A 14,332-nucleotide genomic window follows, 5' to 3' on the forward strand; every position below is an offset into this window, starting at 1 on the left:
CGGCCGGTGGACGATACAGACGGCTACTTCGGAGAGTCCGTCGCCGCCCGATACGACGAGTCGTCGGCGGGGATGTTCGCCTCCGGCGTCGTGGACCCGGCGGTCGATGTCCTGGCCGAGTTGGCCGGTGGCGGGCGGGCCTTGGAGCTGGGCATCGGGACCGGACGCGTCGCCTTGCCGTTGGCGCGGCGCGGTGTCGCGGTGCACGGGATCGATATGTCGCGAGCCATGGTGGCCCGACTGCGGGCCAAACCGGGCGGCGACGGGATCGGCGTGACGATCGGCGACTTCGCGACGACGAAGGTGGACGGCACGTTCTCCGTCGCGTATCTGGTCTTCAACACGATCATGAATCTGACGACGCAGGCGGAACAGGTTGTCTGTTTCCGCAACGTCGCCGACCATCTGGAGCCCGGCGGGACCTTCGTCATCGAGGTCATGGTCCCCGACCTGCGCCGGCTTCCGCCCGGACAGAACGCCGTACCGTTCCACACGAGTCCGACGCGGTGGTCCTTCGACCTGTACGACGTCGCGACGCAGGCGATGAGTTCGAACTACGTCGAAGTCGAGAACGGCCGCGGCTCCTACTGGTCCGTCCCGTTCCGGTACGTGTGGCCCGCGGAACTCGACCTGATGGCCCAGCTGGCCGGCCTCCGACTGCGCGACCGCTGGGACGACTGGACCCGCAAGCCCTTCACCAGCGAGAGCGGACAGCACGTCTCGGTCTGGGAGAAGGCCGCCGGCGACGACGGTTAGGCCACTGGAGGAGGCGTACGGATACCGAGCGCCCTCAAGGAAGGGGGTCGGGTGTGACCTGCCAGATGCTGACGAGTTCCGAGCGTGGCGTGATCATGTAGACGAAGAAGCCACCGGCCACGAACGCGTGCTTCGCTCCTTCGTCCGCTCCCTGGTATCCCGGCCCGTGGAGGTAGAGGGCTTCAGCGGCCCGGACCAGTTCGTCGGCTTTCTTCTCCACCTCGGCGATGAACGAGTGCGGAGCTCCGGCCGCCACGGTCTCCTCGTCCGGGACGTACTCCCAGGCCCAGGTCACTCGGTGTGCACCGCCTTGGCGGCACCACGGTAGATGCCGCCGGCGGTGGCCAGATGCTCACGCGCCTCCTGCGGCGCGGTCGCGATCTGCGCCAGGTATTCGGCGCGGTGGTAGGCCCTGGCCGTCTCCGGGTGACGCTCGATCTCGATCAGAGCGGCCCAGTGCGCGAGGTAGGCGTGAACCGGCTTGAGAGAGCCGTGTTCCACGGCCTCGGCCAGGGCCTGGTCCTTGGCCTGGTCGTAAGCGGACAGGAACTGCGGGGCGACGACGGCGCAGGCGGCGCGCAGGGCGCCCGGCGTGCGCTCCGGGCGGGGAATCAGCGGCCGGTCGCCGACTGATTCGGTGTGCTGCAGACTCATGCTGCCGTTCCCTTCATGTCCTCTGCGGACGGGCCGGCCGCGCGCCGGGTGCCGGATGGTTCGGGGCACGAGCCCGACTCTAGTCCCAACGCACCTCAATGCGTCGCGGCAACGGTCAGGAAGCGGCGCCCGGCCCCTTGGCCCTGCCCCGCCCCACCTGCGTCCGCACCGCCCCCATGCTCGCCGCGATGACCAGGGCGATCGCCAGGGCCTCGGTGGCCGAGAGGGCCTGGTTCAGGACGAGGAAGCCGGCGGTGGCGGCGACGGCCGGTTCGAGGCTCATCAGGATGGCGAAGGTGGAGGCGGGCAGGCGGCGCAGGGCGAGGAGTTCGAGGGTGTAGGGGAGGACCGAGGAGAGGACGGCCACCGCGGCGCCCAGCGCTACCGTGGTCGGGACGAGGAGCTTCGAGCCGGACTCGACGATCCCCAGCGGGAGGAACGCCACCGCCGCGACCACCATCGCGAGGGCGAGGCCGTCGGCCTGGGGGAAGCGTCGGCCCGTACGCGCGCTGAAGATTATGTACGCCGCCCACATGGCACCGGCACCTAGGGCAAAGGCGACACCGGTGGGGTCGAGGCTGCTGAAGCCTCCGCCGCCGAGCAGGAAGACGCCGCCGAGGGCGAGGCCGGCCCAGATCAGGTTCACCGCGCGGCGGGAGGCGAGGACGGAGAGCGCGAGCGGGCCGAGCACTTCGAGGGTGACCGCGGGGCCCAGCGGGATGCGGGCGACCGCCTGGTAGAAGAGCCCGTTCATCGCGGCCATCGTCAGGCCGAAGACGACGACCGTGCCCCAGTCGGCGCGCGAGTGCCCGCGCACCTTGGGGCGGCAGACCGCGAGCAGCACGATCGCGGCCACCAGCAGTCGCAGCGTCACGACGCCGAGGGCACCGGCCCTCGGCATCAGGCTCACCGCGAGGGCTCCGCCGAACTGTACGGAGATGCCTCCGGCGAGGACCAGGCCCACGGGTCCGAGGGCGCCCCGTCGGCGCGGGCCGCCCGCTGTGGGCTCGCCCGCCGTGGGCACGGGTGCCGTCGCGGGGGCGGCCGAGGCCGGGGAGGACGGGGCGGCGGCGCTGGGGCTGTTCACGGGGCCTTCCAGGGATCGGCTCAGGGTTCGTTCATCGTGCTGTACCTCTCGGTCCAGGGTAATGGACTCCGTCAGGTGTGTGAACCCGTTTTGTAGCTGTCCCTTCCCGTACACCCTGGGTTTTGGGCACAGAACCTGGGTGTTGCCCGTCAACGGCACCTGGGTGTGACCCGTCAGCGGCGCGCCATGTACAGGTCCAGCGCCTTGTGCAGCAGGCGGTTGAGGGGGAAGTCCCACTCGCCGAGGTACTCGACGGCCTCGCCGCCCGCGCCGGCCTTGAAGCGGAGGAGGCCGAGGAGGTGGTTGGTCTCGTCGAGGGTGTCGGTGATGCCACGGAAGTCGTAGACGGCGGCGCCGAGTTCGTGGGCGTCGGTCATCATGCGCCACTGGATGGCGTTGTTGGGCTGCGCCTCGCGCTTGCGGCTGGTGGAGGCGCCGTAGGAGTACCAGACGTGGGTGCCGACGGTCAGCATCGTGGCCGCCGCGAGGACGTCGCCGTCGTGGTGGGCGAGGTAGAGCCGCATGCGGTCGGGGTCCTCGGCCGTCAGCGCGGTCCACATACGCTGGAAGTAGGGCAGCGGGCGCGGGATGAAGCGGTCGCGCTCGGCGGTCTCCGCGTACAGCTCGTAGAAGGCGGGCAGGTCCTCGTAGCCGCCCCGGACCACCTTCACGCCGGCTTTTTCGGCCTTCTTGATGTTGCGCCGCCACTGCTGGTTGAGACCCCGGTGGATCTCGTCCAACGACCGCCCCGCGAAGGGCACTTGGAAGACATAGCGCGGCTGTCCGGCCGCGAAGCCGTCCTCGCCGCCCGGCTCGGTCCGCTGCCAGCCCATGCGGCGCAGCCGCTCCGCGACGTCTCCGGCCCCCGGCTCGTACGTCGTCGCCTCGACGTCCCCCAGCTGTCGCGCCGCCGGATCGGCGATCGCCGCCTTGACCGCGTCCGCGCTCCAGCGGCGTACGACGACGGGCGGACCCATCTTCACCGAGAACACGCCCCGCCCCTTGAGGTACGCCAGCATCGGCGCGAGCCAGCGCTCGGCGAGGTCGGCCGCGTGCCAGTCGATGACCGGCCCCTCGGGCAGATACGCGAGGTACCGCTTCAGCTTCGGCAGCGGGCGCAGCAGCGCCAGCCCCGCGCCCACGAGCCGCCCGCCGTCGGAGTCGTCGAACCACCCCAGGCTCTCCGCCCGCCAGTCCGGCTTCACATCGCCCCACGACGGCACCTGCATGTGACTGGCCGAGGGGCGCGACCTGACGAAGGCCAGGTGTTCTTCACGGGTGATCGCCTGAAGGCGGAGACTCATGCGCGGCACTCCTCGGGGGCCTTGATGCCGTGGGGCCCTCGGGTCGGTGGGCCCTCAGGTCGGTGGACGCTGCCAGCGTAACTACGGGTGTCCCTCCGCCGGCGTCTCCGACGGCGCGTCGGTCAGCGCCTCCGCCAGCACCTCCGCGAGGTGCCGCCCTCTCCGCCCCGCCAGCTGCTCCAACTGCGTACGGCAGGAGAAGCCGTCGGCCAGGATCACCGTGTCGTCGGTGGCCGCGCGGACCGCCGGGAGCAGTTGCTCCTCCGCGCAGGCCGTCGACACCTCGTAGTGGCCCTTCTCGAAGCCGAAGTTGCCCGCGAGTCCGCAGCAGCCGCCCGCGAGCGTGCCGGTCAGGCCCGCCGCCTCGCGCAGCCTGCGGTCGGCGGCGTCGCCGAGGACGGCGTGCTGGTGGCAGTGGGTCTGGCCGACGACCGGGCGGTCCAGGCGGGGCGGGGTCCAGCCCGGGGCGAGCCGCTCCAGGGCCTCGGCGAACGTCAGCACCGCCGCCGCCAGACGCGCCGCGCGGGGATCGTCGTGCAGCAGCTCCGGGAGGTCCGTGCGCAGGGCGGCGGCGCAGCTGGGTTCCAGGACGACAACCGAGGTGTCGTCCATCAGCAGATACGGCTCCATCAGGTCCAGCGTGCGGCGCAGCACGGCGCGGGCGCGGTCGAGCTGGCCGGTCGAGACGTACGTCAGTCCGCAGCAGACGCGTTGGCGGCGCGACAGCAGCGTGTTGAAGGCGATCGGCCGCTGCGGCACCCCGTCCCCGATGGGGCCATGCGACACCCCCTCCCCGATGGGGCCGTGCGACACCCCGTCCCCGACCGGCGCCCCATCAGACGCGCCCTCCGCCAGTTCGGCCAGTCTCTCCAGCGCCGGCCCGAACCTCATCCGGATCGTCGGCGGCAGCAGCACCGTCAGCCCCGCCGCCTCCAGGACCCGTACGGCCGCCTTGCCGACGGACGGTGACAGGTACTCGGTGAAGGTGTCCGGCCACACCACGACGGCGTCCCCTCCGAGCCCCGGGAACGCCCCCTGCTGCCCGCGCCGCGCATCCCGCACGAACGCCCGCGCCCGCTCCTTGAACCGCCGCCTCCACCACCCGCTGAACGTCTCCCGCGCCACCCGCGGAATCTCCCGCTCGGGCGCGATCCCGCCCAGCCGCTTGGCCACGGCGGCCACCGGACGTACGGACGCGAGGGAGTTGACCAGCCACGCCGTGCGCGTCCGGGCCACGAGCAGCAGCCACACCGGCAGCCACCCCATCGCGTAGTGCGCGGCAGGGCGGCGGCGGCCCTCGTAGTGGTGGTGCAGGAACTCCGCCTTGTACGTGGCCATGTCGACGCCGACCGGGCAGTCGGACTTGCAGCCCTTGCAGGACAGGCACAGGTCCAGTGCGTCGCGGACCTCCGTCGACCGCCATCCGTCGGTCACGACCTCGCCCGCGAGCATCTCGTGCAGCAGCCGCGCCCGCCCGCGCGTGGAGTGCTCCTCCTCGCCGGTCGCCCGGAACGACGGGCACATCACGCTCCCCGAAGACGCCTCGGTCGTGCGGCACTTGGCGACTCCCACACACCTGCGCACCGCCGCCGAGAAGTCGCCGCCGTCGGCCGGATAGCCGAACGCCACGTCCACCGGCTTCCGGGGCAGCACCGCGAACCGCAGGTTCTCGTCCAGCCGGTGCGGTCGTACGAGCATCCCGGGGTTGAGCAGGTCGTCCGGGTCCCAGATGCCCTTCGCCCGCTCGAAGAGGCCCACCATCTCGGCGCCGTACATCGCGGGCAGCAGCTCCGCGCGCGCCTGCCCGTCCCCGTGCTCGCCGGACAGGGAGCCTCCGTGGGCCACGACGAGTGCCGCGATCTCCTCGGAGAAGCGCCGGAAGCGGGCCACGCCCTCCGTCGTCATCAGGTCGAAGTCGATGCGCACATGGATGCAGCCGTCGCCGAAGTGCCCGTACGGAGTGCCGCGCAGGCCGTGCTCGGCGAGCAGTCGCCTGGAGTCGCGGAGATACGCGCCCAGCCGGACCGGCGGCACCGCGCAGTCCTCCCAGCCGGGCCAGGCCTCACTGCCGTCCAGCATCCGTGTCGCCGTACCGCTCGCGTCCTCGCGGAGGCGCCACAGGGCGCGCTGTCCGGCCGGGTCGGTGACCACGACGGCATCCGTGACGTCCGCCGCGCGCACGATCGCGTCCGCACGCGCGCGTGCCTCCGCCTCCGTCGCGCCGCCCGTCTCCACGAACAGCCAGGCCCCGCCCCGCGGCAGCCCCGCGCCGGCCGGCACGAGGTCCGCGGCCATCCCCTCCACCGTGAGCGGCCTGTGCGGCAGCAGCCCCGCGGCCGCCTCCGCCGCCGCGCTCTCGTCCGCGTACGCCAGTACGGCCAGCGCCCGCGCGCGCGGCGCCTCCACCAGTCGTACGACCGCCTCGGTCAGCACCCCCCAGGTGCCCTCGGAGCCGCAGAAGGAGCGGGCGACGTCCGCGCCCTTCTCGGGGAGGAGGGCGTCCAGCGCGTACCCGGAGATACGGCGCGGGAGGTCCGGGAAGCCGGTGCGCAGGCGCGCCAGCTCGCTCTCCACCAGGGCCTGGAGGCCGTCGGGGGCGCCCGCCCAGCCCTGGCCGAGGAGCGTGGGAGTCCCCTGCCCGGTGATGACCGACAGCTCGCGCACGCTGTCCGCCGTCGTGCCCCAGGCCACCGAGTGGGACCCGCACGAGTTGTTGCCGATCATCCCGCCGAGGGTGCAGCGGCTGTGGGTCGAGGGATCGGGGCCGAAGCGCAGGCCGTGCGGGGCTGCGGCGTCCTGGAGGCGGTCCAGGACGACACCGGGCTGGACCACGGCCGTACGGGCCTCCGGGTCGAGCGACACGATGCGGTTCATGTGGCGGGTGAAGTCCAGGACGACGCCGGTGCCCGTGGCCTGTCCCGCGATCGATGTGCCGCCGCCGCGCGCCACGACCGGCACGCCGTGCGCGCGGCACACGGCGAGGGCCGCCGCCACGTCGTCGGCGTCGCGTGGGGAGACGACGCCGAGCGGGACGCGCCGGTAGTTGGAGGCGTCCATGGTGGTCAGGGCCCGCGCGGTCGCGTCGAAGGCGACCTCGCCCGCCATGGCCTTGTCCAGCTCGGCCCGCAGCCCTCCGAGATCCGTCATGCCCCCAGGATGCCTCCGGGCACTGACAGTGACCCTCATCCACGCACTCGAATGGATCGGGACCCGATCGCGACCCGATCGCGGCTCGATCGCGGCTCGATCGCGGCTCGATTACGGCCGATCATGCGACCGCTTCCAGAACCTTCCCAATTCGATCACGAACTCCCATATAGTGACGGCGAGTTGAGCACCAGGTGTCGCTTCTCGCTCAGAACACCTTCGAAGACACGCTTCGAGGGAACACCGAAGGACTCGCCCAAGGCCCCGCCGAGGACACGCCCGAGAACACGACCGAGGAACGTTCTCCCCCCAGAACACGACCGAGGACCGATTGATGACCGCGCCCCTCCCCTCCGGCGAACGACCCACCCTTCGCGCCGTCGCGCCCGCTCCCCTCATCGTCGCCGTCCCGGCCGCGCTCGCGGTGGCCGCGGCGGTCGCCCTGGCGCCCGACTCGGTGCGCGCCCCCCTCGCCTGGGGCGCGAGCGCGGCCGCGGTGCTGCTGTGCGCGGCCGTCGCGGTGGCCGCGCGCGCCGTACAGACGGCGAAGCTGGTACGCCGCCGCCTCGACGCCGTGTCCCAGGACGCCGGACGGCTGCTGCAGGAACGGGCCCGGCTGACCGAGGAGTTCAACCAGGAGCGGGCCCGGATGGCCGACGACTCCGCCCGCGAGCGGGCCCGGCTGGCCGAGGCCGCAGCCCAGGAACGCGCGCGCCTGACCGAGGCGGCGGCACAGGAACGCGCCCGTCTCACGGAGGAGTTCGCGGCCGAACGGCAGCACCTCACCGACGAACGCGCCCGCCTCGCCGAGGAGAACACCCGGCTGACCGAGCGCTCCCGGCGGGCCGCGAGCGACCGCGCCGCCGCGATCTCGGCGACCGCCAACGCGGCGGGCCGGATGCAGGCGCTGGCCACCGGCATGCTCGCCGACCTGCGCGCCATGGAGGAGAGGCACTCCGACGAGGAGGTCCTCGCCGACCTCCTCCACCTCGACCACCGCACCGCGCAGGCGGGCCGCCTCGCCGACTCCGTCGCCGTCCTCGCCGGCGCGCGCTCGGGACGCCGCTGGGCACGCCCCATCGTCATGGAGTCGATCCTGCGCGGAGCGATGGGCCGCATCGGCGGCTACCAGCGCGTCCGCGTCCACTCCGCCAGCGAGGCCGCCGTCGCCGGACACGCCGCCGAAGGCGTGATGCACGCGCTCGCCGAACTCCTCGACAACGCCGCGAACTTCTCGCCGCCGACCGCCGAGGTCCATGTGTACGTCGAGGAGGTCCCGGCCGGCGTCATCGTCTCCGTCGAGGACAGCGGCCTGGTCATGGGCGACGTCCAGCTGCGCCGCGCCGAGCGCGCCGTGTCCGCAGAGGCCGACAGCACAGCCGAGCTGGGCGGGCTCACGGGCACCCGGCTCGGCCTCGCGGTGGTCGGCCGGCTCGCCCGCAAACACGGTCTGAAGGTGTCCTTCCGCCCGTCCGCGCGCGGCGGCACGGGCGTCCTGGTGCTCATCCCCCAGGACATCCTCACCCTGCCGGCCCTGCCCTCCACGCCACCGCCGTCCACGCCCCTGCCGGTGGACCCCGCCCCCGAGCCGACCGTGACTCCGGCGCCCGCCACCGAAGTGTCGTACGCCGCCGCCCGCGCCACCGAGGACCTCGACCCGGACCCGGTCCCCGCCCACGACTCGCCCCGGCACGAGCCGGTCCCCCCGTCGACCGGTGGCCTCCCCAAGCGTCGCCGCGGCCGCACCCTCGCGCACGCCGAACGCAGCCGCGCGCACGCCACGCCGCCACCCCAGGCCGACCCGGAGCCCCGTACCGCCGACGACTCCAAAGCGCGCGCCGCCGCCCGCTTCAGCAGCTTCCGCCAGGCGGTACGCGGCGCGGCGCAGGGCACCGAGGACGCTGCACGGGCCGAAATCGCCGCACGGGCCGAAGACGCCGTACGAGACACGGAAGCCGTACGAAACACGGAAGCCGTACGGGACACAACCGCCGTCACCCCTCACTCGCACCCGGAAGGCGACACCACCCCATGACCGGCACCACCACCGCCGACGAGAAGCTCTCCTGGCTTATCGAGGGCCTCCTTGAGCGCACCCCGGGCGCGCGGCACGCGCTCGTGCTCTCCCGCGACGGCCTGAAGTTGTGCCGCACTCCGGAGCTCTCGGTCGACCAGGCCGACCAGCTCGCCGCGATCGCCGCCGGGATCCAGTCGCTGTCGCACGGTGCGTCCATGGAGTTCGGCGACGGCAGCGGGGGCGTGCGCTCGGCCATGGCCGAGTTCTACGGCGGGGTCCTGTTCATCGTGGAGGCGGGCGACGGCGCGCACCTCGCCGTCGTCACCGCCGAGGACGCGGACGCCGGTCTGGTCGGGCACAACATGAGCGAACTCGTGGAGCAACTCGGCGATCACCTGAGCGCGCGGCCCCGTACGTCATGAGCCGCCCGGGCAGGGACGACGCGCCCGACCGGCTGTACACCCTCACCGGAGGGCGCAGCCGGTCCGGGCCCGACACCCCCTTCGACCTGGTGACGCTGGTGGTCGCCGAGTGCGATCCGGTGGTGGGCATGCAGTCGGAGCACGCCGCGATCCTGCGATTCGCCCAGCGGCCCACGGCGGTTGTCGAGATCGCGGCCGAGCTGCGGCTGCCGGTGAGCATCACGAAGATCCTGCTCTCCGACCTCCTCGCCGCGGGCCGCGTCAGCGCCCGCCACCCCCACCCCGCCGCTCTTCCCGATCCCGACATCCTGGAGCAGGTGCTCGTTGGACTCCGTAACCTCTGACGCCGGTACGTCGACGGGTGCCTCCGCCGCCCGTACGTCTACGGGTCACCCCGTCGCCCGTACGCCCCTCGTGGCGTCGGCCGACAACGGCCTCAAGATCGTCGTCGTGGGCGGCTTCGGCGTCGGCAAGACGACCCTGGTCCGTTCCGTGAGCGAGATACGTCCCCTCAACACCGAGGAGACGATGACGCAGGCCGGCGCGGCGGTCGACGACATCAGCGAGGTCCGCGGCAAGTCCGCGACCACCGTGGCCTTCGACTTCGGCCGGATCACGCTGGACGCCCGCAATGTGCTCTATCTGTTCGGCGCGCCGGGGCAGGAGCGGTTCTGGTTCCTCTGGGACCGGCTGTTCTCCGGCACGCTCGGCGCGGTCGTCCTCGTCGACACCCGCCGTATCGACGACTCCTGGTACGCGATCGACCGTCTGGAGCACCACGGCACGCCGTTCATCGTGGCCTGCAACGACTTCGGCGGCTCCGCGCACACCCCCGCACAGATCCGTGAGGCCCTCGACCTCGACCCGCACGTCCCGCTGCTCGACTGCGACGCCCGCTCGCGGGAGTCCGCCAAGCGGGTGCTGATCACGCTCGTCGAGCACCTCGAATCCCTGTACGTCCCACGATCACCGGAGTTGGCGCTGTGACCCCCGCCCCCGTGCCCCTCAGCGGGCCCCGGTTCCAGACCGAACCCGCCGAGCTGTACCGGGAGATGCGGCGCGACCACGGTGCCGTGGTGCCCGTCGTGCTCGACGGCGACGTACCGGCGTGGCTGGTGCTCGGCTACCGCGAACTGCACCAGGTCACCGGCGATCCGGTGCTGTTCAGCCGGGACTCCGACCTGTGGAACCAGTGGGACCGGATCCCCGACGACTGGCCGCTGCTGCCGATGATCGGCCGCAAGCAGCCGTCCATCCTCTACACGGTCGGCGAACGCCATCGCGAGCGCGCCGCGATGATCAGCGACGCGCTCGAAGCGGTCGATCCCTTCGAACTGCGCGCCCAGGCCGAGAAGTTCGCCGACGAACTGATCGACGCGATCTGCGCCAAGGGCGAGTCGGACATCGTCGGGGAGTACGCGGCACTGCTGCCCGTCCGCGTCCTCGCGACGCTCTACGGCTTCACGGAGGAGCAGGGGCCCGGCCTGGTCACCGCCCTGAACGACATGGTCAACGGGCGGGAGGGCGCCCTGGCGGGCCAGCAGCATCTGGCCACCTCCATGGCGCGGCTGCTGGCCGACCGGAAGGCCGAGCCCGCGGACGACGTCGTGTCCAGGATGCTCGCGACGGCGCATTCATCGGATGGCGGCGGCTTCTCGGACGAGGAGGTGATGCAGGACCTGATGGTCATGATGGCGGCGGGCCACCAGCCGACCGCCGACTGGATCGGCAACTCGCTGCGCCTGATGCTGACCGACGAGCGGTTCGCGGCGTCCCTCTTCGGCGGCCGGCACAGTGTCGCCGAGGCCATGAACGAGGTCCTGTGGGAGGACACCCCCACCCAGAACGTGGCCGGGCGCTGGGCCTCCCGCGACACCCAGCTCGGCGGCCGCCGCGTCCGCACCGGCGACCTGCTGCTGCTCGGCCTCCAGGGCGCCAACTCCGACCCCCAGGTCCGCACCGACGGCTCCGCGCTCACCGGCGGCAACAACGCCCACTTCTCCTTCGGTCACGGGGAGCACCGCTGCCCGTTCCCGGCGCAGGAGGTCGCGGAGGTGATCGCGCGGACGGGGATCGAGGTCGTACTGGACCGGCTGCCGGACATCGACCTGGCCGTACCCGCCGAGTCGCTGACGCGGCGGCCGTCCCCGTGGCTGCGGGGCCTGACCGAACTGCCTGTGAGGTTCACGCCGGTTCCCGCGCGGTGAGACCCCGCCACGCCCGGCCGGCCTGTTGTTCCGGCTGGGGGTCCGGGGGCCCGCGACGGCAGCCGCTGATGTCACGGCCCCAGATGGACGCAGTACTCCTACCCCCGCCCTTGGAGGCACCCCCGCATGACCACCGGTACCGAAGAGACCCGTATCGCCTTGGACCCCTTCGTCACCGACCTGGAGGGCGAGAGCGCCGCGCTGCGCGCCGCGGGGCCGCTCGCCGCCGTCGAACTGCCCGGCGGGGTCCCGGTGTGGGCGGTCACCCACCACGCCGAGGCGAAGAAGCTGCTGACCGACCCCCGGCTGGTGAAGGACATCAACGTCTGGGGGGCCTGGCAGCGCGGCGAGATAGCCCCGGACTGGCCGCTGATCGGGCTCGCGAACCCCGGCCGTTCCATGCTCACGGTGGACGGCGCGGACCACCGGCGGATGCGCACGCTGGTGGCGCAGGCGCTCACCCCGCGCCGGGTGGAGCAGATGCGGGAGCGGATCACCAAGCTGACGGAGGGCCTGCTCGACGGGCTGTCGGACGCGGGGGACGTGATCGACCTGAAGGCGGACTTCGCCTACCCCCTCCCCATGTACGTCATCGCCGACCTCATGGGCATCGACGAGTCCCGGCTTCCCCGCCTCAAGGAGCTCTTCGAGAAGTTCTTCTCGACGCAGACCCCTCCGGAGGAGGTCATCGCGACGCTGACGGAGCTGGCGGGGATCATGGCGGAGACGGTCGCGGCGAAGCGGGCGGAGCCCGGGGACGATCTGACGTCCGCCCTGATCCTGGCCTCCGAGGACGGCGACCACCTCTCCGACGAGGAGATCGTCTCCACCCTCCAGTTGATGGTCGCGGCGGGCCACGAGACGACGATCTCGCTGATCGTCAACGCGGTGGTCAACCTCTCCACCCATCCCGACCAGCGCGCGCTGGTCCTCTCCGGCGAGGCCGACTGGGCGGCGGTGATCGAGGAGACCCTCCGCTACTCCACCCCCACCTCCCACGTCCTCATCCGCTTCGCGACGGAGGACGTGGCCGTCGGTGACAAGGTGCTTCCTGCGGGGGACGCGCTGATCGTGTCGTACGGTGCGATCGGCCGCGACGAGCAGGCTCATGGTCCGAGTGCCGGCGACTTCGACATCACCCGCACGAGCGAAAACCGGCACATCTCCTTCGGGCACGGGCCGCACGTCTGCCCCGGCGCCGCGCTCTCCCGGCTGGAGGCCGCGGTCGCCCTTCCGGCCCTGTACACCCGCTTCCCGGCCCTCGATCTGGCCGTCCCCGCGTCCGAGCTCCGCAACAAGCCGGTGGTGACGCAGAACGATCTGTTCGAACTTCCGGTACGACTGGGCTGAGCACCGGGTTTTTTCGCCCCCTCCGCCCCTACCCGTCCCGTACCTGGGGCTGTGCCCCAGACCCCGCTCGGCTGTTCTTCGGCTGCGGGTGGTGGGGGCTGGTCGCGCAGTTCCCCGCGCCCCTTACGGGGCGGAGCCCCGGCTCCGTCTCACCCGACGGACGACGTTTCGCCCAGGTTTCCTGGAGCGGCTAGGCTCCCGACCGTGGCTGATATCCAGATCCCCGCTGACATCAAGCCCGCCGACGGACGATTCGGCGCGGGCCCCTCCAAGGTGCGTACGGAGGCGCTGGACGCGCTGGCCGCGACCGGTAGCTCTCTGCTCGGTACGTCCCACCGCCAGGCCCCGGTCAAGAACCTGGTCGGCAAGGTCCGTGACGGCGTACGCGAGCTGTTCTCGCTCCCCGACGGGTACGAGGTCATCCTCGGCAACGGCGGCTCCACCGCGTTCTGGGACATCGCGACCCACGGCCTGATCGAGAACAAGTCGCAGCACCTCAGCTTCGGCGAGTTCAGCTCGAAGTTCGCCAAGGCCGCCAAGCTGGCCCCCTGGCTGGCCGAGCCGACCGTGATCGCGAGCGACCCCGGCACCCACCCCGAGCCCCAGGCCGAGGCAGGCGTCGACGTCTACGCCTTCACGCACAACGAGACCTCCACCGGTGTCGCCGCCCCCATCAAGCGGGTCGCGGGCGCCGACGAGGGCGCGCTGGTGCTCGTGGACGCCACGTCCGGCGCCGGCGGCCTCCCCGTCGACATCGCCGAGACCGACGTCTACTACTTCGCCCCGCAGAAGTCCTTCGCCTCCGACGGCGGCCTGTGGATCGGCGTCTTCTCCCCGGCCGCGATCGAGCGCGCCGAGCGCATCCACGCGTCCGGCCGCCACGTCCCGGAGTTCTTCTCGCTCCCCACGGCGATCGACAACTCCCGTAAGAACCAGACGTACAACACCCCGGCCCTCGCCACCCTCTTCCTGCTCAACGAGCAGCTGGAGTGGATCAACGACCAGGGCGGCCTCGCCTGGTCCACGGCCCGCACGAAGGACTCCTCGACCCGCCTCTACACCTGGGCAGAGGACTCCAAGTACGCCACGCCGTTCGTCGCCGACCCGGCCAAGCGCTCGCAGGTCATCGGCACGATCGACTTCTCCGACGAGATCGACGCGGCAGCCGTCGCCAAGGCCCTCCGCGCCAACGGCATCGTCGACACCGAGCCCTACCGCAAGCTCGGCCGCAACCAGCTCCGCATCGCGATGTTCCCGGCGATCGACCCGGCGGACGTCGAAACGCTCACGAAGTGCATCGACTACGTGATCGAGAAGCTGTAGTCGTCTGTACGTTGATGGGGGTGCCCGGCACTCGCCGGGCGCCCCTTTCTCATGCCGCCGCGCAC

13 protein-coding genes are annotated in these 14,332 nt (G+C 72.1%); 8 read left to right on the forward strand and 5 right to left on the reverse strand.

The window, feature by feature from the left end; all coding sequences use genetic code 11:
- The first annotated feature begins 6 nt into the window (after positions 1 to 6).
- Positions 7 to 756: a class I SAM-dependent methyltransferase gene (locus tag ACFY0T_RS33735; protein ID WP_388879190.1), complete on the forward strand. Its 750-nt coding sequence runs from the start codon at positions 7 to 9 to the stop codon at positions 754 to 756.
- Positions 757 to 790: 34 nt separating this feature from the next.
- Here the strand turns inward: ACFY0T_RS33735 and ACFY0T_RS33740 are convergent, their stop codons facing one another.
- The 5 genes from ACFY0T_RS33740 to ACFY0T_RS33760 all read right to left on the reverse strand — a co-directional run bounded on the left by ACFY0T_RS33740 (position 791) and on the right by ACFY0T_RS33760 (position 6,948).
- Positions 791 to 1,051 carry a hypothetical protein gene (locus ACFY0T_RS33740; protein ID WP_388879192.1) on the reverse strand — a complete coding sequence of 87 codons (261 nt, stop codon included), beginning with the start codon at positions 1,049 to 1,051 and terminating at the stop codon, positions 791 to 793.
- Complete coding sequence (locus ACFY0T_RS33745; RefSeq protein ID WP_388879195.1) at positions 1,048 to 1,410, reverse strand: DUF6247 family protein; 363 nt, start codon at positions 1,408 to 1,410, stop codon at positions 1,048 to 1,050. Before ACFY0T_RS33745 ends, ACFY0T_RS33740 begins: the two co-directional genes overlap by 4 nt.
- A 115-nt stretch (positions 1,411 to 1,525) precedes the next feature.
- On the reverse strand, positions 1,526 to 2,497 hold the full coding sequence (locus ACFY0T_RS33750; RefSeq protein WP_388879197.1) for a DMT family transporter: 972 nt from the start codon (positions 2,495 to 2,497) through the stop codon (positions 1,526 to 1,528).
- Positions 2,498 to 2,670: 173 nt separating this feature from the next.
- A complete protein-coding gene (locus tag ACFY0T_RS33755) occupies positions 2,671 to 3,801 on the reverse strand; it encodes a lipid II:glycine glycyltransferase FemX (RefSeq protein ID WP_388879200.1) in 1,131 nt (376 codons plus the stop codon).
- A gap of 81 nt (positions 3,802 to 3,882) precedes the next feature.
- Positions 3,883 to 6,948, reverse strand: coding sequence for an FAD-binding and (Fe-S)-binding domain-containing protein (locus tag ACFY0T_RS33760; RefSeq protein ID WP_388879203.1), 3,066 nt, complete (start codon positions 6,946 to 6,948; stop codon positions 3,883 to 3,885).
- 334 nt (positions 6,949 to 7,282) lie between these two features.
- Between ACFY0T_RS33760 and ACFY0T_RS33765 the strand changes: the two genes are divergently transcribed.
- From ACFY0T_RS33765 to serC, 7 genes are all read left to right on the forward strand, one after another.
- A complete protein-coding gene (locus ACFY0T_RS33765; RefSeq protein WP_388879206.1) occupies positions 7,283 to 8,983 on the forward strand; it encodes a sensor histidine kinase in 1,701 nt (566 codons plus the stop codon).
- Positions 8,980 to 9,387 (forward strand): roadblock/LC7 domain-containing protein, encoded by a 408-nt coding sequence (locus tag ACFY0T_RS33770; RefSeq protein ID WP_388879209.1) that lies wholly within the window; start codon positions 8,980 to 8,982, stop codon positions 9,385 to 9,387. The genes ACFY0T_RS33765 and ACFY0T_RS33770 overlap by 4 nt, the downstream gene beginning before the upstream one ends.
- Positions 9,384 to 9,731: a DUF742 domain-containing protein gene (locus ACFY0T_RS33775; protein ID WP_388879212.1), complete on the forward strand. Its 348-nt coding sequence runs from the start codon at positions 9,384 to 9,386 to the stop codon at positions 9,729 to 9,731. Before ACFY0T_RS33770 ends, ACFY0T_RS33775 begins: the two co-directional genes overlap by 4 nt.
- Positions 9,712 to 10,374: an ATP/GTP-binding protein gene (locus ACFY0T_RS33780; RefSeq protein ID WP_388879215.1), complete on the forward strand. Its 663-nt coding sequence runs from the start codon at positions 9,712 to 9,714 to the stop codon at positions 10,372 to 10,374. The genes ACFY0T_RS33775 and ACFY0T_RS33780 overlap by 20 nt, the downstream gene beginning before the upstream one ends.
- Positions 10,371 to 11,594 (forward strand): cytochrome P450, encoded by a 1,224-nt coding sequence (locus ACFY0T_RS33785; RefSeq protein ID WP_388879218.1) that lies wholly within the window; start codon positions 10,371 to 10,373, stop codon positions 11,592 to 11,594. Before ACFY0T_RS33780 ends, ACFY0T_RS33785 begins: the two co-directional genes overlap by 4 nt.
- A 126-nt stretch (positions 11,595 to 11,720) precedes the next feature.
- Complete coding sequence (locus ACFY0T_RS33790) at positions 11,721 to 12,944, forward strand: cytochrome P450 (RefSeq protein WP_388879221.1); 1,224 nt, start codon at positions 11,721 to 11,723, stop codon at positions 12,942 to 12,944.
- 204 nt (positions 12,945 to 13,148) lie between these two features.
- Complete coding sequence (gene serC, locus ACFY0T_RS33795) at positions 13,149 to 14,267, forward strand: phosphoserine transaminase (protein ID WP_388879224.1); 1,119 nt, start codon at positions 13,149 to 13,151, stop codon at positions 14,265 to 14,267.
- Positions 14,268 to 14,332: the final 65 nt, after the last annotated feature.

The organism is Streptomyces sp. NPDC001530, assembly GCF_042894545.1.
Taxonomy (GTDB): Bacteria; Actinomycetota; Actinomycetes; order Streptomycetales; family Streptomycetaceae; genus Streptomyces.